Origin of the sequence: Brachybacterium sp. GCM10030268, assembly GCF_042666305.1 — a bacterium.
Taxonomy (GTDB): domain Bacteria; phylum Actinomycetota; class Actinomycetes; order Actinomycetales; family Dermabacteraceae; genus Brachybacterium.
Genome location: NZ_JBHTCW010000004.1, coordinates 335,342 through 352,713, shown reverse-complemented (window position 1 = coordinate 352,713; position 17,372 = coordinate 335,342). Strand labels below are relative to the sequence as shown.

Here is a 17,372-nt window from a genome sequence, read left to right as displayed (position 1 = left end):
ACGGATGCAACATGCATTCTGGACGAGTGTCTGTTGCGGACGCTGGGGCGCCATACCAAAGCCAGCTGTCGGCCATCGTCTGTTCATTTCCAGGGTAGTTGCCGCGATGAGTCCAGTTGGCGCCGCCGGACTCAGTTTTCCTGCGCTCCACCTGCATCGGACGATTGCGGAGCCCGCTCAGGCGACAGCCGGAGCAGCGTGACCGAGCCGGGTTTGCTGGGGACGGTGAGCGGTTGGCCATGAGCGAGCTGCGCCTCGGCCAGGGGGCCGGTGATGGGAGCCGGTGCGGCGAGAGTGCTGTTCGGGGCGTCGAGCGAACCGCCCTCAAGGCGGGAGCCGTCGGTGAGTCTCCACCCCTCGGGAGCGATGTCGCCCACGTTGCTGGGCGGACTGATCTCCACCGGTGCCGACTGGTCCTCGCTCTCGGGGTCGCGGAGGTCCACGATCATCAGAGCGAGGTTGCCATCCTGAGCGATGACGCCGTGAACCGCGATCCTCCCGTCGCCGCTGGTGGTGGGGGAGAGGATCCTCCCGTCGGGCAGGTCTCCGAGCATCATGAGGGAGAGGTAGCTGGTACGGCCCTCCATGATGAGCCCCGGGTCATCGAGCGGACCGCGGGCACAGACGGGACTCATCGGGGCACCGCCTTGGCAGGCATGAAGAGTGGAGTGGAAAGCGATGCGCTCAACGCCCAGTTCGGCTGCAGTCAATACATAATCGACCGTCCACAGCGCTTGGGCGTGGGACCGCGATGTGTCATTGGTGCCCGGGCACGACGTCGGCCCGGTCTCCTCCATCCACAGCGGCAGATCATGCTCCGCGGCGACGTCCGCTCCCATACCGATGATGTGCCTCGCCTGGTCACGGATGGCCGGTGACGTCAGATCCTCCACAGTCGGATTCGCGATCGACGACTCTGGTCCCTGGCAATCCCACAACGGGTACCAGTGAAGACTCAGAGCGCGCTGGTTGGGAATGTCCGAGTCGGCGAAGGCGCGCCACCAGGGGGCGTCGTACGCACCGGGCCCGGCGACGGGCAGTCCCGGAGCAACGTCCTCAATCGCACGGGAGTACTCAGCCAGCGAATCCTGGTAAGCCTCCGGTGACCAGTTCTCGCCGCGCATCGCAAGTTCCGGCTGGTTCTCGTGGAAATACCCATTGGGTTCATTGCCGATTGCGACGGCGAGCAGGCGGTCCCCGAACGCCTCCTGGGCATGGGACGCCATGTCTGCCGCCCGGGCGGCATCGTCGTGCCCCAGATCGAGATCAATGGTGACCTGTGCGTCGATCTCCTCTGCCACGGACGCGACGCGCTCGAGATCTTCTGGCGTCACCGTGACTTCGGCCCAGTCGGGGGCGGATTCGTCGCTGGAGGTCCACCACATGTGGCGATCCACTCCGTTCCCGCCGAATCGCAGTGCTGGGCGGTCCAGTTCGGAGAGCGTCAGGGTCAGGTTCGACTCTGCCGAGCCCCACATGGGGGATGCGAGCTCGCGCGCGTCGAAACTGAGACCCACGGCACCGCCGGTACCGACAGCACCACTGGCAAGGGTGAGGCTGGTCGAGACGGGAGTCCCTGTGGCGTCGGCGGGATCGCTCATCTCGAAGGCGGAGGGGGAGTCGTCGTACCCGGGCGCGAAGAGTGTGTCATCCTCCGGCGGTGCCGTCGCACTGAGCAATGGCGTGCTCGTGCCGGGATCCGACGCCTGCCTGCGTATATTCGGACCCACCAGCGCGACCGCGAGCACGAGAACGGCGACGGCCGCCGCGGCTCCCACCAGCAACCACCGATTGCGTGTCACGTCTTGTCTCCTGGATGGCGCTCGGCACCTGGTCGGTTCAGAGCCCCAGGATCGCACCGTGTGCGGGTGTCCGGGCCCGGGTCACGGCATGGGGCCCGATCGGATTAAGCGCGGACCTGCTCCATGAACACACGGAGCACACCCCCGCTGCAGTGACTCACACCGTCACGTGCTGATCGTTCCGGCCGAACCACGCGACATCGGCCGTCGACAGCAGCTCGCGGTCGCTCGCCGACCAAGCGTGCGCCCCTGCCTGGCCGCGACGCATCTGTGTGAAGTTGAAACGATCAGATGAGTAGATCCGGCCGCCGTCGGCGACCACGCGCTCAAGGAAGCCCGTGTCCTCCCCGCGGGAGACATCGGCAAAAGGATGGGCGGCGAACACGTCGCGGCCGGCGGTGATCGTGGGTCCCATCACCCGGTCGGTGAAGCGGTGCTCCATCCAGGGGAACCGCAGCAAGGTCGTATCCGGCCCGGCAAGGTGCATGTAGTGGGCGTGCTTGCCGACGACGTCCGCTCGGGAATACGCACGAGCCTGCAGGAGGTCATGCAGATAGAAGGGGCCGTAGATGTCGTCGTCGTCCATCTTGGCGCAGACCTCGCCGTCTGCACTCTCGATCGCCGCGTTCAGGCACGTCCCGAGCGTCCATGCCTCGGGGGCATCGAGCACCACCAGGTCGTCGATGCCCAGATCGCGGACTCGATCCGAGAATCCCGCCGGGACCTTGAAGCCGTGCGTGACGACCAGGAGCTGCACGTCCACGTCACGCTGGTCTGCGACCTGCTCGACCACATGCTCGATCTGATCGGGACGATTGCTCGCGGCGAGCACGCTGACGGTGGGAAGCCCCGACTCACCGGGCAGGCCGGCACGACCTGCCCGTGAACCCATGTCGACCGCTTCGAGAACCTGCCGCGCACGATGGGTATACGTGTGTGCGTTCCAGATTCGCCGCTGCGCCAGATGCACCGTGCGGTCTCGTAGCTCGCGCGATCGAACCAGCGCTCGCACCGTGTGTGCGGCATCCTCGCGATCGGTGACGACGGGGACTTCGTCCTCCGTGAAGAACTCCTGGATGGCAGGGGAGTGGGTCGAGACCACCGGGGTGCCCGACGCCGTGATCTCGAAGATCCGTCGCGCGCACATCGACGGGCTGGTCACCACCGAGTTCACGTTGAGGAAGACCTTGTACGCCTTGTACGCCGTCAGCATGCGGTCGTAGCTCAACGAGCCCACCACACGGTCAGCGAGCTCACCCGGGAACTGATATCTCTCGTCGTCCCCGAGGAAGCGGGAGAAGATCTCCAAGCCGTCATCCATGCGCGCCGAGGCATCCAGCGCCCCGCCGAGCAGCATGTCCATCTGTTCGCGGCGTTCGGGGAACTTGTGCGCGAAGTACATGCCGGCGAAGGCGACATCTCGCACCTGGTGGCCGAATTTTGGCCGGATGGGATTGTGCACGGCGGACTGCGCGGCGAAGGGGAGTACCTGCACCTGTTCGTGTCCGAGCTCCTCGCGGTAGCGGGGCAGCAGCGTGACATCGGTTGTGAAGACCTGGTCGAACAGCTTGGCGGTCGGCAGGAAATCGTCGAAGTGCGGCGGGTCCTCCTTGTTCCAGAAGACGGTGGGGATGCTGAGCTCGCGGCAGTGCTCCACGAGCTCGCGCAGCGCTGCACTGGGCGCCTTCGACCCAGTGAGCTGGTACTGCCAAGCATCCTTGTTGCCGTGCCAGGCTGACTCCACCAGCAACAGGTCGACGGGGGTCTCGGTGAGCTGTGCACGCCACCGCTGCGGGGTCACGGCGACGGTCTCGAACTCGTAGTTCCACGCCAGCATCGAGAAGTCATCGAGGATCACCGCAGCGCGCAGGCCAGGCACGTGAGCCTCGCGCTCGGGGAGCTTCAGAGGGGGAAAGGAGAGCCGGCCATCGTCGCTGAAGCTCCCCAGGCCGTCCCCGACCCCGTAGGTCGCGGTGCGTCGACGCCTCTGCCATGTGCGAAGCTGAGCCGGTCCGCCCTTCCGCAGGTGCCACAGGCCGGTGCGGAGGGTCTGCAGGCGGGACGGGGACTGCGTGGGCATGGGCACCTCCGGTGGGGATGGAGCAAGCGGGGCGCTTCATCGTCCCACGGCGATTTTCTCGGAGGGTGCCATCTCGGAGGCGTGACCGCGGTGTCCAAGCCTTGTCGGGAGCGCCACAAGACACTGCCCACTCGACATCGGCCAGGGGTTGCCCCGGTAGTCTGGTCCGACCCGAACCACCCGGAATCGCCATCGCCTTGACCGTGAGGGAACACCGTGATCGACCAGCCAGCCGAGAAGACGCCACTGCGCGTCACGATCTATGGCAGCTGCGTCGCCCGCGACTCCGTGGACCTCGCGGGGCACGACCGCCTCAAGGTTGCCGATTACATCGCACGGCAGTCTCTGATCTCTGTGGGCCGGGATGCCTCGGCGCTGTTCCCGGAGGATGCGCAGGTGGCTCACCGTTTCCAGCGCCGCATGATGGAAGCGGACTTCGCCGGCGATCTGGAGCGGCGCCTGGATGCGGTCGCGACACGGACCGATCTGCTGCTGTGGGATCTCACGGACGAACGCCATGGCGTGCACATGCTGGACGACGGTTCGGTCATCACCCGCAGTATTGATCTGATCGCGGTCCCCGAAGCGCTCGCCGCGGTCGAGGATGCTCGCCACGTCGCCTTCGGGTCCGATGAGCACTTCGAGCTCTGGTCCCCGCGCGCTGAACAGTTCCGCGACCATCTTCGCGAGCAGGGGCTGTTCGAGAAGACGGTGGTGCTCGAGATCCCGTGGGCCGTGGTCACTGCCGACGGGCAGGAGACGCCGGGCAGCATGGGCACCAGCGCTGTCGAGGCGAATGCGGCGTATCGCCGGTACTTCGACCGGCTCCGCGAGCTCGGTTTCAGCGTTCTCGAGATGCAGCCCCTGGGCGTACTTGCAGACCCCGGCCACCGCTGGGGCCTCGCGCCCTTCCATTACACGCAGGACGTGTATGAGGAGATCATCGACAGCCTGCTCACACAGGTTAGCCACGATGAGGAGGCGCCCAGTGGAAACTCGGATAATGGCGTAGTGACTGGGGATCCTACTGCTAAGCGGGTATCTCACCTTGAGGCAGACAGCAACGCCCGGCCCTCGGCGGCGGATAGCGAAGTGGGCAACGACGAGTAGAGCTAGCGTTTCATGCTGGGCCGGACCACTGAAAGTCTCGGTGGTGCTTTTCAGCCCCTTGGCTCACGCGCGGGCTGTGACATCTCGACGAGCTGAGCACAGGGCCGCCCGAACTGCTCGGGCGGCCCGGTGGAACTGGGTTCGGAAGAAGATCAGCCCATCGCGTCGTAGCGCTGCAGGAACGCCGCCATGGCGTCCCGCTTGACCGGCTGAAGCGGGCGGTAGGTGCCGTCTCGCCAGCCCTTCGAGACGCCGGAGGACTTCATCCAGCACATCTCCTTCGCGTACATGGTGCTGTGCGGCACATCGGCGAAGCACTTTCCGTCGGGCATCGAGTACGCCGGCTCACCGGCGAACCGGTATAGGAACGCCGCCATCGCATCGCGCGCGATCGGTCGCACCGGACGGAACTGACGGGTCCCGTCGCTCATGGTCCACCCCGTGGTGATCCCTTCCTGGTACGCCCAGACGACGGCCTTGTAGTGCTCCTGCGTAGGCCGCATATCGGTGAACGGGGACGTCGACGGCAGCGTGACGTCGGGGGAGCCCGCCTGGCGGTAGAGGAACGCCGCCATGGCATCGCGGTTCACCGGGCTCAGCGCCCGATACTCCGGTCCGCTGCTGGTCTTCCAGCCAGTGGACAGCCCGGAGTCGTACATCCACATCATCGCGTCGTAGTGCTCGACTCCCGGCGTGACGTCGATGAACGGGGTCTTGGACGTGAACGAGTTCGACCACGTCGAGGTGCCCGTCAGCTCGTAGCCGTCCACCGCGCGTGCAGTGACCGACACGTCTCCGAACGCCGAGTACGTCCCGGCCTCTACGACCTCACCGTCGACCAGGTATTCAACGTATTCCGTGGAGGGGACTGTATAGGTGTCGCGTGCGGTTCCGCTCTGGTCCGAGAACGTGACGGCTTCCGGTGTGACGGTCTGTGCGGCAAAGGAGTGCTTCCACTCAAACTCACCGTCGAGGACGAAACCATTGAGCGCTCGGGCGGTGACGGCCACGGTGCCCGACGCATCGTAGGTGCCGGGCTCTACGACCTCGCCATCGAGGAGGTACTCGACACCGCCCGTGGAAGGAATCGTGTAGGTGCGCTCCGAGTCGTTGAAGACGACGTTGGCAGGTGTGGCGGGGGTGCCGTAGACAACTTCGACGATTCCGAGCGTGCCGAACATCGCGAAATCACCGAACTCGGTGCGGTTGCCCAAGGTGTCGTCGAGGGGGTAAATCGTCACCTCCCACTCGCCGGGCGCTCGTCCCTCAGGGATCGTGATCGTCTTCTCGTACCAGCCGTCCATGGCGTCGCCGGAGACCAGTTCCATGCCACCGAAGCCGACTGACTGATCGGTGTCCGTGCTGGAAACGGTGATGACGGGACTCGGCGGGTTGAAGAGACCGGACGTGCGGTCGAGGCCCGTCTCATCCGTGATGTGCACACGGACCGTGAACGTGGCGGGCTCTTGCTCGATGAAGTAGGCGAGGTCGTCGTCTCCGTCATCGGAGGTGACGGAGTAATCGGCGACGACGGGAGCCGCCGTGTCGGGACCGTCAGCATGGGCGGCGAGGCCGCCGGCGAGGAGGAGCGGGGCGGCCAAGGTCATGGTCGACAGCCGTCGCAAGCTCGAATTCATAAACACCTCAGAGTGGATAAATTGGACAGGACGAGAAGAACCTATCCCCGACGAGCGACGCGCGAACCACATTCGCCCAGCCTGAAAGCTTTCGTTGCACGACCGTGCCCTGACGCAGTGCCGGAAACTGCCATCGTCGGATTATGGGCTCGCATCACCTTGAGGCCGTTTGCCCGCGCGGTCGCTGGCAACTCCGGCTCCGAGTTCTCCGAGCCCAAGTTGAATGCTCACGGGTGTCGACGTTGCGACGCGGTTCAGTTGTGCAGGGCGCTTGAGGAACCGCTCAGTACGCAATCCGACGTAGCCTTACTCGTCGTCTGCGCTGTCCTCCCGGCCTCGCCGGAGCCGTTCGCCGATTCCGCGGGAGACCCCACCGCGCACCGAGCGAGCCCGCTCTGCTGTGCTGCCGCCGAGCCTCCTGGCGGCATCGACGCCGGCGCTGCCGGTCTGCTTCACCCCGGCGCGCACTCCGTCCCGGAGGTCGCCGGCGGCATCGATCCACCGCCGCGCCGTGACCGCGTCATGCTCGGCATCGATCCCCAGGTGGCTTCGGAACTCGATCACATCTCCTGAGACCGCATTGCTCGAGCGCACCACCGACTTCGCAGAACCGGGATGCAGAAGGACTCTCGAGTTCGCCGTGGAGGCGGCAGATTCTGCCCGTTCCAGTACCCGTACCGTGCACGAGGAGACCTTCTCCAGCCTGTGCTGGCGCGCCGCGCGCAGGGCAAGACGGTGGCTCTCGACATCCTCCGGCGTCGTCTCCAGCACCCGGTCGAGCTCGAGCACATCCTTCGCGTCGAGCAGCTGGAAGGCGCGCGCGAGCACCGCGAGCCATTCGCGGATCTCGGGCTCGGTCTGCTTGGCGGCCTTCGCGATATCGGCCATCGTCCGCTTGCCCTCGAGCTTGGCGGCGACGGCGTCGAGCCGGCGCAGCGCATAGGCCTGGGCGCTGGCGATTGTGCCCGCCGTAGACTGGACCTGGCTCCACGTGACCTCGGGGACGCGGCCGAGCTTCTTGCGGACGATCATCGCCTCATCGATCACAAACCCGGCACCGATCATCTCCGCGAGAGCCGCGTCCTTCTGGGCCCGCAGCACGTCCTCGACCTTCTCGTCGATCGCGGCGAGATAGTCGGTGATCTCGTCCATGGTCTGCTGCATGGCCAGCTGCGCCATGATCCCGGCGGCCCCCGTGAGCAGGGCAGGGTTGGTGAGCATCCCGGCCGGAGTCTTCGCGAACTCCAAGACGCTGGAGATCTTGCCGTTCTCGGTCAGCAGCGCGCGACTCACCCCGTCGGTCGAGCCCTTCATCGCGGTACCCAGCTGAAGCTTTCGCGCGGACTCCTCCGTGAGCTTCACCCAGCGGCCCGCATTCACGGCGGCCACGGCTCCCACTTCCATCGCCGCTGAACCGACGCGGGCGGCAGTGCCGTTCCGTCCCGTTGCACGCAGCTTCTCCAGCGGGAGCTCCCGGGATTCGACGCCTGCCGAGCCGAGGAACGCGTCGACGGCCGCCGGGTCTCCGAGCACCGCAAGACCGTCTCCGTCACTGATCAGCTGGATCTCTGCGTCCATGCGGGCTCCTTGTGCGGGGGCGAAGCACGGCCACGTGCCGTGAGGGAACGGTACTACCGCCGCTCCCAGTGCCACGGCTCGTTCCTCGCCTGCCACGAGGTCTGCCCGAAACCGTAGCGGGAGGCGTTGGCGACCAGCCACCGGTGGGTGACGTCCCCGCGGGTGACCTGGATATCCACCGCGCCCCGGCGGGCATCGCCATGCGGGGAGGTGCCCGCGAAAGCCGCCGTGGGCCGGCCCAGCGCCACCAGCAGCTGGATCTGCCGGTCGATCGGACGGTAGGCGTCGTTGAGCGTGAACATGCGGCCCGTGGCGGCGGTGAAGGCGCGCTGCATCGCGGTGAACGCGGCGGCGGCCTGGTTCGGCAGCGTCCAGTTCGGGGCGATCACGGTCAGCTGGTTCGCGGCCAGCCGCCCGTTGCTGCCGTCGAAGCGCTGGTTGGGGACCGACATGATCCTCGCCCACGTGCGCATGTCGACGATGCCGGTGGCCGGCAGGCCCTGTTCCTGCTGGTAGCGCATCACGGCCGCGCGGGTCTGGGGGCCGAACTTCCCGTCGGGCGTGGCGCCGACCTTCACCTGGACCGCGTACACGTCATCACCGCGGTCGCCGGAGGCCAGGGTGCGGTAGCTGATGCGGGTCCCGCCCGAGACGGTGGTCGGCGGGGGCGTGTTCCGGAAGGTGGGGGAGGTGAGCTGGCCGCCCTTGAAGCTCTGGTAGGTGATGCCGGAGCTGCCGGTGCGCTGGTTGCCGATCGGTGCTCCGAGGTAGCTGCGGATGCCGCCGAGGGACCGGTAGTTGTCGTACATCGCTCCGGTGACGACGAACGTGAACCCGTCGGTGGAGTAGATCCCGCCCTCGGCGAACTGCAGGGCGGTGCTGCCCGCCACGGAGATCTGCGGCGTGATGGGCATGCCGAAGGCAGCCTGCCCGCCCCGGCCGTCGTAGAGCCGCTTCGCCTCGCCGCGGATGATCACGGCGGAGTTCGAGGACGGGGAGTACAGCACCGAGCCGCCGGCGAAATCCTGTCGCAGCCCGGAGCCGTAGCGGTACTGGTACCCGGAGGGCTTGCCGATCAGCGAGCTGCCGCCGTGCGAGGCCCAGTAGGTGCCGGTGGGGCCGCTGGTCAGGCCGCGCTGGGAATCCGGGCCGAGCACGACCAGGCGGTGCATCATCACCGCCATCGCGTCACGGTGGATGCCGTCCTGCGGGCGGAAGCTGCCATCGGACCAGCCGGTGGTGACGCCGTTGGCGTAGCCCCAGGCCATCGCCCCGTAGTGCTGTGTTCGCGGGGTGACGTCCGTGAACGGCGAGCGGGACGGGGCAGGCACGCCTCCGCCGAAGGAGCGCTGCATCATCGCCAGGGCGGCGTCGCGATCGATCGAGTCCAGCGGACGGAAGGTACCGTCGGACCACCCGGTGGTGATCCCCTGCTCGGCGGCCCAGGAGATCTCGCGGTAGTACATGTTGTCCGTGCCGACGTCGACGAAGCGGCTGCGCTGAGGAGCCACGTACCTCGTGGGGGCGTGGACGCGGTAGATCATCGCCACGAACGCGTCGCGATTGATGTCCTCGAGCGGGCGGTATGTGCCGTCGGGCCAGCCGGTCGCGTAGCCCTCGCGCTGCATCCACAGGATCTCGTCGGCGTACATCATCCCGGCTGGGACGTCCGTGAACCCGCGACGCGAGCTCGTCGCGGTGGCGCTGAACGCCCGCTGCTCGACGAGCATCGAGGCGGGCAGCGCGCCCGGCCCGTCCAGGAGCAGGTCGCCGGCGGCCTCGGGGACATCGGCGGGGTCCGCGGCGACGTCCTCGATGCTGTCGGTATCGCCCAGCACCTCCTCGTCCTCGACGTCCGCCACGAGCTCCTCGGCAGGGTTCTCGTCCTCGCCGTCTGTCGCGGGGTTTTCGCCGGCGTTCTCCGTCTCGGCGTCCGCCGTGGTGTCTTCGTCGGCATTCTCGTTCTCGAGCTCCACCGCGACGTCCCCGTCGGCATCTTCGTGCCGCGGATTCTCGGGGTCGACCGGCGCGGTGGTCGAGCCCGTGCCGGCGGCGGGGACGGTGTCGTTCTCCTCGTCCTCCGTGGACTGGGCCGGAGCGTCCTGGCCGGTCTCATCCGCAGCGCCGGCCGGGACGTCCCGGTCGGTCTCGCTCTCAGGGTCCCGCGGGCGCGTCTGATCAGCCTCGCCCGAAGCGCGCTCTGGCGGAGCCTGGCCGGATTCATCCCCAGTGACCTGCAGGGCAGTCTGACCGGCTTCGCTCAGCGGCACCTTGTCGGCTTGTGCCGCGGCCCGGCCGGTGGTGTCCGCGGCTGCGTGCTCGTCGGCAGACGCCGTCTGCTCGTCCTCGTCGTCGTCCTCGCTCTTATCCGTCGGTTTCGGCGCGGCAGGCGGCGCGTCTTGGGCGTCAGCTGCGCTCGCCGGGGCCTCGGGCGGTGCCTCGCTCGGGTCGCCCGGGCCGTTGTGGGTTTCGGTCGGGGCGTGCTGCGCCTCCGGCGCGGCGACGGCATCTGGAGTGGCAGAGCGCGCGGGCGGGGATGCCTCCTCGGCGTGGGCGACACCGGCGGTGATGGTCAGCCCGGCGAAGGCCAGAGCGGTCCAGCCGACGACACGAACGGGGCGGAGACGGAATATCCGGGCAGGGGAGGCCAGAGGCATAAGGGCATCATTCCGAGATGGGCGCAGCGCACCGAGGTGGGGGAGGGGCCGGGGCGCCACAGGGGGCCAGCCGACAGAACGAACAGTAATGGCCCGGTCCGCCCACCGGCAGGGCATTCGGTCACGGTTGGGTGTCGGTGCATCACCATCTGCGGCCTCGGCGCGGAACCGCTCGGTCACGACCGTTGCCCGGGGTGTGGGCGATCAGAACAATGGGCGCATCGCCGAGCGCCGGCGAGCGGAGGAGGCCACGATGAGCGCTGCAGGGTCGGGCGCACGACGCGGTGCCACCGGCGCGCGACGCCACGCGGCGCCCGATCCGGACCGTCGGACCGTGGCCTCAGGCGTCCTGTTCGGCTGCGGGATCGCGGCCTCGATCATCGACCTGTTCATCTTCCACCTGGTCCTGCAGCGGCACCACTTCTATGATCTCTCCACCACGGGCGTGGCGCTGACCGCCGACGGCTTCTTCCATGCCATCGCCTGGTTCATCACCGTGTGGGGGCTGTTCCTGCTGGCCGACGTCCGTCGCCGCGCCGAGGTCAGGTGGTCGCGCTGGATCGCGGCCGTGATCACCGGCGTCGGAGCGTTCCAGCTCTTCGACGGGGTCGTGGACCACAAGCTGCTGCGGATCCACCAGATCCGCTACGGCGTGAACCTGCTGCCGTACGACGCCGTGTGGATCGGCTCCTCCGCGCTCGTGCTGGTGATCGGCGTGGTGATGCTGTGGCGCACCCGCCCCGTGCGCCCGACCGGCACTGCCGGCTGACGGCCATGGACCACGAGCACGACCATGACGCGGTCGCCGCGTCGGATGCCGCCGCGTGGGCGCTGTTCGAGAGCGCCGTCGGGACTGTGCTCCTCGTGGCCGCGGCGGGGTACGCGCTCGCGCTGTGGGTGGCTCGCGACCGCAGCCCGTGGCCGGCCCGGCGCAGCATGGCCTGGTTCGCCGGGCTGGGATGTGTCGCAGCGGGGCTCGTCGGCCCGCTCGCCGCGGCCGCCCACACCAGCTTCACCGCGCACATGGCCGGGCACCTGCTGGCGGGGATGCTCGGCCCGTTACTGCTGGTGCTCGGCTCGCCGGTCTCCCTGGCGCTGCGGGCGCTCCCGGTGACGGGTGCCCGGAGACTGTCGCGGCTGCTGCGCACTGCGGTGATCCGGGCTCTCACCCATCCGGCGGTCGCCGGTGTCCTCAACCTCGGCGGGCTGTGGCTGCTGTACGCCACAGGCCTTTACCCGCTGATGCACTCCTCGGCGCTGGTCCACGCGCTCGTGCATGCCCACATCGTGTTCGCCGGGTATCTCTTCACCGCCTCGCTGATCGGGGCGGATCCGACTCCCCACCGCGCCTCGATCCCGGTGCGCTCGGCGGTGCTCATCGCGTTCATCGCGGGGCACTCGATCCTCGCGAAGTGGCTTTGGGCCAGCCCGCCGGCCGGTGTCGCGCCCGATGACGGCCGGGCGGGCGCGCAGCTCATGTACTACGGCGGGGACGCCGTCGATGTCGCGCTCATCGTGCTGCTGCTGCACCAGTGGTACGTGGCGACCCGGCTCCGGGCCGGCGCCGCGGTGTTGGCTGGCTGAGCGGCGCTCGCCGGCTGAGCGGCGCATTGACCGAAGACTCGCTCCAGCGGGCCCGAACGTCCCCGGTGCCCAGTACGATCGTGGCCACCGAGTCGGAGGAGACGCCACCATGTGCGGACGCTATGTGCTCGAAATCGACGCCGAGGGGCAGATGCGTGCCTACGCGGCCCAGCCCGCGCGTGAGCTGGACTGGTACCCGATCTTCTCCATCGCGCCGCGCACCAAGGCCCCCGTCGTCCGCGAGTACGTCGACGAGAGCGGGCAGCTGCAGCGCACCCTCGAGCTCGCCCGCTGGGGTTTCCAGCCCTCCTGGGCGAAGGAGAAGGGGCCGCGGCCGATCAACGCCCGCTTCGAGACCGCCGCGACCAACGGCATGTTCCGCGCGGCCTTCGCCTCCTCCCGGGCGGTGGTGCCGATGTCCGGGTACTACGAGTGGGTCGAGACTGAGACCGGCAAGCAGCCCTACTACGTCCACCCCACCGATGAGCGCCTGCTGCACGCGGCCGGCCTCACCACGGCCGCGCAGAACGCGGACGGCGAGTGGGACGTCAGCTTCACGATCATCACCCGGGAGGCCCGCGACGCCGCCGGGGACGTCCATGACCGCATGCCCGCCTTCCTCGACGAGGATCTGCTGGCGGACTGGCTCGCCCCCGGCAAGCTCGACGCCACCGGCAGGGAGCGCCTGCATGGCGAGCTCGGGGACGTCTCCGAGCGCCAGGCGCAGACCCTGGTCACCCATCCCGTGGATCGCCGGGTCAACAACACCCGCACGGTGGACCGCACCGACCCGGGCCTGATCGCACCGCTCATCCTCGGCTGAGCATCAGCCTCCGCGTCGGGCCGGATCGCCGTAGGGGAGCGGGACAGGGAAACGACGCGGGGCGGAGAGCGTCACGCCCGCACGGGGGAGCGGTACCTCGCGAAGTACTCCTGGAAGTCCCACGCCGGCTGATCGGCCGTGCCCTCGAGGAAGTCGGTCGCAGCCTGCCGGCCCCGCGTGTACAGCAGCTCGCATTCCTCGTCCGAGAGGGAGAACTTGGTGGGGCCGACGGCGTCGGTGTCGATGAAGATCGTGCGCGCCCGCGCGTGCGAATCCTCGATGTGCTGGCGGTCATAGAACCCGGTGACGGTGTCCACGACCGCCTTGCCGTAGGACAGCGGGCCCGTGATCTTGTTGACCGTGCCGGTCCCGTCCGGCGGCCGCGCCGAGAGCTTGATGCCGAACGTGGGCCAACGCGGCACCTGCCCCTCGGGCAGGTCGAACACGGAGACCGGGAAGTTCGACAGCATCCCGCCGTCGACCAGCCACGCCGGCCCGCCCCGCCGGCTGCGCCACCGCACCGGCCGGAAGAACAGCGGGATCGCCACCGAGGCGCGGACGGCATCGACCACCCGCAGCTGCGCGGGATCGGTCCCGAACTCGGCGCCGTCCGTCGGCAGGAAGCGCAGGCGGCCGGCGGAGAGATCCGAGGCGGTCACGACCAGGCGGAACTGCTGATCGCCCTGCCCTTCGCTGCCGAGGTGCGGATCGTGGCAGAGGAGATCGGCGAACGTGCCGGTGCGGTCGGGCCCGCCGTGCTCGGCCAGCTGCTCCTCGAGCCAACTGACGAGGGTGTCACCGCGGTGGATACCGAGGTGCAGCAGGATGGCCAGAGCCTTGCCGAGCAGGAACCGGGTCCACCACGGACCGTCGGCGAATCGCGAGTAGTCGGTCTCGCGGAGGATCTGGACCATCGTCGTCGCCGGGACCCCCGCGGTGACCAGTGCGCCGGCGATCGCCCCGGCGGAGGAGCCGGCGACCCGGTTGATGCGATACCCGTGCTCCTCGAGCACCTCGATCGCGCCGGCCAGCGCGATGCCTCTGACTCCGCCGCCCTCGAGCACGAGATCGACGCGCGGGGTCTTCTCGCCCGGGTCCGGTGACGGCAGGGAGGGGCGGGCGTTCGGCATCCGCACAGGGTAGGCCAACGCCGCGCAGCCCTGCCGCGGAGACCACCGGACCGCCGACTGACCGAGTGTTCGCCTCCTCGGCAGGACGGCGAACAGCCCCGCTATCAGGGGCGGAGCCTGCGCAACGGCCGTCCCCGCAGTCGCGGGAGCAGCGAGGCATTGACCGTCTGCGAGGGTGGGATAACACTTGCCGCATCATCGGCCGACGGCGCCGATCCTCCCGGGAGGAGTAGATCCATGAACGCGAGATCGAAGATAGCGCTCGGACTGCTGGGCGGGTACGTCCTGGGCCGCGGACGGCAGGCGAAACTCGCAGCACTTGTGCTGGGATACATCGCCGTCAAGCAGGGTGGTCGCGGCCTGGAGTCGGTCCGCTCGTCCCTGATGGAGTCCGACGAGGCCAAGGCGCTCACCCAGCAGATCACCACAGGCCTGGCCACGGCCGCGACCGGGGCCGCGACCGCAGCGGCAGGCAAGGGCATCCACACCCTCAGCGAGAACCTCCAGCAGCGCACGGCGCAGCTGCGCGACGGGTCCGCCTCCGAGACCGCCGCATCCTCCCAGCCCGAGTCATCAGAGTCTTCCGAATCCTCCGACTCGTCAGAGGCCTCGGATTCCTCCGACTCCTCCGAGTCGGCCGCGAGCGGCACGGAGAACTCGTCCGACGAGCCGGCCGAGGGCGGTTCGTCGAGCGAGAGCGAGGCGAGTGGCAGCGCTGAGAACACCGACCAGGCTGAGAGCACGGACCGGAAGGGTGAGTCCGATGAGTGAGCGCACCGCCGAGGACACCTCGACCAAGCCGTGGTGGAAGAGCGCCCTGGAGCAGCTTCCCCTCGATGACCTGAGATCGGACCTGACCGAGTACGCCTCGGCGCTCGCCGAGAAGGGCACCTCCGCCCTGACCGACAAGCTCAACGACTTCGCCGAGTCCATGACACCGGGGGAGGGCGGCGCCGCCGGCGAGGGCCTGAAGAAGGGCGCCGAGAAGCTCAGCGAAGGCAAGAACCCGGCGACCGCGGGCGCCTCCGCGCTGGCTGCCGGAGCCAAGGAGAAACTGACCCCGGGTTCATCCGGTGGGTCCTCTTCGGGTGGGTCGTCAGAGGTCAAGAAGTTCTCCAACATCGTCGAGACGGTCGAGGTCGGCGTGCCCGTCAGGGTCGCCTATAACCAGTGGACGCAGTTCCAGGACTGGACCGGCTTCATGAAGAAGGTCGAGAACGCGGAGCAGCAGTCCGAGGAGAAGGTGGAGTTCAAGGGGCAGGTGTTCCTCTCTCACCGCACCTGGGAATCCACCATCGTCCAGCAGGTTCCCGATGAGCAGATCGTCTGGCGTTCGAAGGGCGAGAAGGGGCACCTCGACGGCGCGGTCACGTTCCACGAGCTCGGCCCGCGCCTGACGCGCATCCTCATCGTCGTCAACTATTACCCGCAGGGCTTCGTCGAGAAGGTCGGCAACATGGGACGCCCGGTGGGCCGGCGCATCCGCGTCGAGGCCCGCCTCTTCGCCCGCTACGTCATGACGCAGACGATCCTGGACGAGGACGCCGTCGAGGGCTGGCGCGGGGAGATCCGCGACAGCGAAGTGGTGCGCACGCACGAGGAGGCCCTCGAGGCCGAACGCGTTGCCCAGGACCAGCAGGGCGAACAGGATCAGCAGAGTCAGCACGGCGAGCAGGGCCAGCAGAGTCAGCACGGCGAGCAGGGCCAGCAGAGTCAGCAAGGCAAGGAACAGCAGGGTCAGCAGGCTCAGGACGATGAGGAGAGCCCGAAGGACGAATCGGCCGGCACCGACGAGAGCGGCGACCAGTCCGACGAGTCCTCAGGCGGCGACGGAACCTCCGAGGCCGACGCTGGCGAGAGCTCCGACGCTGCAGATGCCGAGCAGGAATCAGCCGACACGGAGCAGGATTCTGCCAGCACTGAGCAGGACAGCGAGGGCGACCAGAGCGATGGTGGCGACGGCCAGGACAGCGGCACCGACGAAGACGGCGGTGCTGGGCAGGACGGCGACACCGAAAACGGTGACGACGGCCAGAACGGCGGCACCGACGAAGGCGGTGGCCAGAGCGACGGCGCCGAGGGCGACGGTACCGAGGAAGCCGGCGGCACCGCCGACGCGGAGGGCAGCAGCACCGAGCAGGACGCCAGCACCGAGCCCGACGAGCCTGCCCAGGAGGAGGACGGCGACTTCGAGTACGTCGAGGTCGACCCCGACGACACCAGCGGCTCCTCGTGATGGCACAGGCCTCGCAGAACAACGACCTGGGCGGCGACGGGACAGAGGACGAGAAGGAGCAGGGCCGTCAGGACAGAGGGTCCCGCGCTGAGAAGAAGCCCTCCGGCCGGCGCCGACGGAAGAAGGTGCTGACGGCCAAGGGTGCGGTTCGCCGCTCGACCGGTCACCTCGCGGAGCTGACCGGTCGGGTTCCCGAGTCCGTCATCGCGGTCGAACGCCAGGAGGACGGCTGGAAGGTGAGTCTCGAGTTCCTCGAATCCCGCCGGGTCCCGGACACCACGGACATCCTGGCCGAGTACAGCGTGTACGTCGACGACCGAGGCGAGCTGACCTCCTACAAGCGCGAATCCCGCTACACCCGCGGACGCGTCGACGGGTGAGGCTCCACTCCAGGCCGGGGCGAGGAGCCGCGGCGAGACCCGCGGACAACCCTCGGTACGGTAGGCCCTGCCAGCAGTCATAGAGCCGGCCATGTACCGGCTCTTCGCAGATGAGGGGGAGTGTGACCGGTTTCGACGATCTCTGCGCAGGCGGTGCCGCCGACGGCGTGGGGATCGGAGGTGCGTGGTCGATTAGCGAAGCGTCGGTTCATAGTCTGTCAGCGCGATGTTGTCGCGGCCGGTGCAGTTCCTTCGCTGGTACTGGACTCCATTGATGGTTAGGCCGTCGTAGGGTTGTACGGCTACACACATCGCGGAGTCGGCGTCCCAGGTCTCTGGTCTGTACTGCCAGTAG

At 68.3% G+C, this 17,372-nt stretch carries 13 protein-coding genes; 7 read left to right on the top strand and 6 right to left on the bottom strand.

Annotated elements, in window-relative coordinates; all coding sequences use genetic code 11:
- Positions 1-131: 131 nt before the first annotated feature.
- Positions 132-1,601 carry a hypothetical protein gene (locus ACFQRD_RS09030; protein ID WP_377803827.1) on the bottom strand — a complete coding sequence of 490 codons (1,470 nt, stop codon included), beginning with the start codon at positions 1,599-1,601 and terminating at the stop codon, positions 132-134.
- A 358-nt stretch (positions 1,602-1,959) separates the two neighbouring features.
- Positions 1,960-3,882 carry a glycosyltransferase gene (locus tag ACFQRD_RS09025; RefSeq protein ID WP_377803825.1) on the bottom strand — a complete coding sequence of 641 codons (1,923 nt, stop codon included), beginning with the start codon at positions 3,880-3,882 and terminating at the stop codon, positions 1,960-1,962.
- 216 nt (positions 3,883-4,098) lie between these two features.
- Here ACFQRD_RS09025 and ACFQRD_RS09020 point away from each other — a divergent pair, with 216 nt between their 5' ends.
- On the top strand, positions 4,099-4,992 hold the full coding sequence (locus tag ACFQRD_RS09020; protein ID WP_377803824.1) for a DUF6270 domain-containing protein: 894 nt from the start codon (positions 4,099-4,101) through the stop codon (positions 4,990-4,992).
- A 152-nt stretch (positions 4,993-5,144) separates the two neighbouring features.
- On the opposite strand, the gene ACFQRD_RS09015 is transcribed toward ACFQRD_RS09020, so the two are convergent.
- The 3 genes from ACFQRD_RS09015 to ACFQRD_RS09005 form a co-directional block, all read right to left on the bottom strand.
- Complete coding sequence (locus ACFQRD_RS09015) at positions 5,145-6,701, bottom strand: S-layer homology domain-containing protein (protein ID WP_377803823.1); 1,557 nt, start codon at positions 6,699-6,701, stop codon at positions 5,145-5,147.
- 234 nt (positions 6,702-6,935) lie between these two features.
- Complete coding sequence (locus ACFQRD_RS09010) at positions 6,936-8,207, bottom strand: hypothetical protein (RefSeq protein ID WP_377803821.1); 1,272 nt, start codon at positions 8,205-8,207, stop codon at positions 6,936-6,938.
- A gap of 53 nt (positions 8,208-8,260) precedes the next feature.
- Positions 8,261-10,864, bottom strand: a complete 2,604-nt coding sequence (locus tag ACFQRD_RS09005; protein ID WP_377803819.1) for an S-layer homology domain-containing protein — start codon at positions 10,862-10,864, stop codon at positions 8,261-8,263.
- Between the two features lie 253 nt (positions 10,865-11,117).
- Here ACFQRD_RS09005 and ACFQRD_RS09000 point away from each other — a divergent pair, with 253 nt between their 5' ends.
- From ACFQRD_RS09000 to ACFQRD_RS08990, 3 genes are all read left to right on the top strand, one after another.
- Entirely contained in the window at positions 11,118-11,633 is a 516-nt protein-coding gene (locus tag ACFQRD_RS09000) for a DUF2243 domain-containing protein (RefSeq protein ID WP_377803818.1), read from the top strand.
- A gap of 5 nt (positions 11,634-11,638) precedes the next feature.
- Positions 11,639-12,448: a cytochrome c oxidase assembly protein gene (locus ACFQRD_RS08995; RefSeq protein ID WP_377803817.1), complete on the top strand. Its 810-nt coding sequence runs from the start codon at positions 11,639-11,641 to the stop codon at positions 12,446-12,448.
- A 109-nt stretch (positions 12,449-12,557) separates the two neighbouring features.
- Positions 12,558-13,271 carry an SOS response-associated peptidase gene (locus ACFQRD_RS08990; protein ID WP_377803816.1) on the top strand — a complete coding sequence of 238 codons (714 nt, stop codon included), beginning with the start codon at positions 12,558-12,560 and terminating at the stop codon, positions 13,269-13,271.
- 71 nt (positions 13,272-13,342) lie between these two features.
- Here the strand turns inward: ACFQRD_RS08990 and ACFQRD_RS08985 are convergent, their stop codons facing one another.
- Entirely contained in the window at positions 13,343-14,401 is a 1,059-nt protein-coding gene (locus tag ACFQRD_RS08985; RefSeq protein WP_377803814.1) for a patatin-like phospholipase family protein, read from the bottom strand.
- A 237-nt stretch (positions 14,402-14,638) separates the two neighbouring features.
- Here ACFQRD_RS08985 and ACFQRD_RS08980 point away from each other — a divergent pair, with 237 nt between their 5' ends.
- Genes ACFQRD_RS08980 through ACFQRD_RS08970 form a run of 3 tightly spaced genes read left to right on the top strand, consistent with a single transcriptional unit; the run spans position 14,639 to position 17,017 of the window.
- The gene (locus ACFQRD_RS08980; protein ID WP_377803812.1) at positions 14,639-15,172 is read left to right on the top strand and encodes a hypothetical protein; all 534 of its coding nucleotides are present in this window, start codon (positions 14,639-14,641) and stop codon (positions 15,170-15,172) included.
- Positions 15,165-16,637: an SRPBCC family protein gene (locus ACFQRD_RS08975; RefSeq protein ID WP_377803810.1), complete on the top strand. Its 1,473-nt coding sequence runs from the start codon at positions 15,165-15,167 to the stop codon at positions 16,635-16,637. The genes ACFQRD_RS08980 and ACFQRD_RS08975 overlap by 8 nt, the downstream gene beginning before the upstream one ends.
- Positions 16,637-17,017 carry a gas vesicle protein gene (locus tag ACFQRD_RS08970; protein ID WP_377803808.1) on the top strand — a complete coding sequence of 127 codons (381 nt, stop codon included), beginning with the start codon at positions 16,637-16,639 and terminating at the stop codon, positions 17,015-17,017. Before ACFQRD_RS08975 ends, ACFQRD_RS08970 begins: the two co-directional genes overlap by 1 nt.
- Positions 17,018-17,372 lie beyond the last annotated feature (355 nt).

Excerpts from the sequence above, each read along its gene's own strand:
- ACFQRD_RS08990 (WP_377803816.1), top strand. The coding sequence starts at position 12,558 with ATGTGCGGACGCTATGTGCTCGAAATCGACGCCGAGGGGCAGATGCGT.
- ACFQRD_RS09015 (WP_377803823.1), bottom strand. The coding sequence starts at position 6,701 with ATGTGGTTCGCGCGTCGCTCGTCGGGGATAGGTTCTTCTCGTCCTGTC.
- ACFQRD_RS09005 (WP_377803819.1), bottom strand. The coding sequence starts at position 10,864 with ATGCCTCTGGCCTCCCCTGCCCGGATATTCCGTCTCCGCCCCGTTCGT.
- ACFQRD_RS08970 (WP_377803808.1), top strand. The coding sequence starts at position 16,637 with ATGGCACAGGCCTCGCAGAACAACGACCTGGGCGGCGACGGGACAGAG.
- ACFQRD_RS09010 (WP_377803821.1), bottom strand. The coding sequence starts at position 8,207 with ATGGACGCAGAGATCCAGCTGATCAGTGACGGAGACGGTCTTGCGGTG.
- ACFQRD_RS09030 (WP_377803827.1), bottom strand. The coding sequence starts at position 1,601 with ATGAGCGATCCCGCCGACGCCACAGGGACTCCCGTCTCGACCAGCCTC.
- ACFQRD_RS09000 (WP_377803818.1), top strand. The coding sequence starts at position 11,118 with ATGAGCGCTGCAGGGTCGGGCGCACGACGCGGTGCCACCGGCGCGCGA.
- ACFQRD_RS08980 (WP_377803812.1), top strand. The coding sequence starts at position 14,639 with ATGAACGCGAGATCGAAGATAGCGCTCGGACTGCTGGGCGGGTACGTC.
- ACFQRD_RS08975 (WP_377803810.1), top strand. The coding sequence starts at position 15,165 with ATGAGTGAGCGCACCGCCGAGGACACCTCGACCAAGCCGTGGTGGAAG.
- ACFQRD_RS08985 (WP_377803814.1), bottom strand. The coding sequence starts at position 14,401 with ATGCCGAACGCCCGCCCCTCCCTGCCGTCACCGGACCCGGGCGAGAAG.
- ACFQRD_RS08995 (WP_377803817.1), top strand. The coding sequence starts at position 11,639 with ATGGACCACGAGCACGACCATGACGCGGTCGCCGCGTCGGATGCCGCC.
- ACFQRD_RS09025 (WP_377803825.1), bottom strand. The coding sequence starts at position 3,882 with ATGCCCACGCAGTCCCCGTCCCGCCTGCAGACCCTCCGCACCGGCCTG.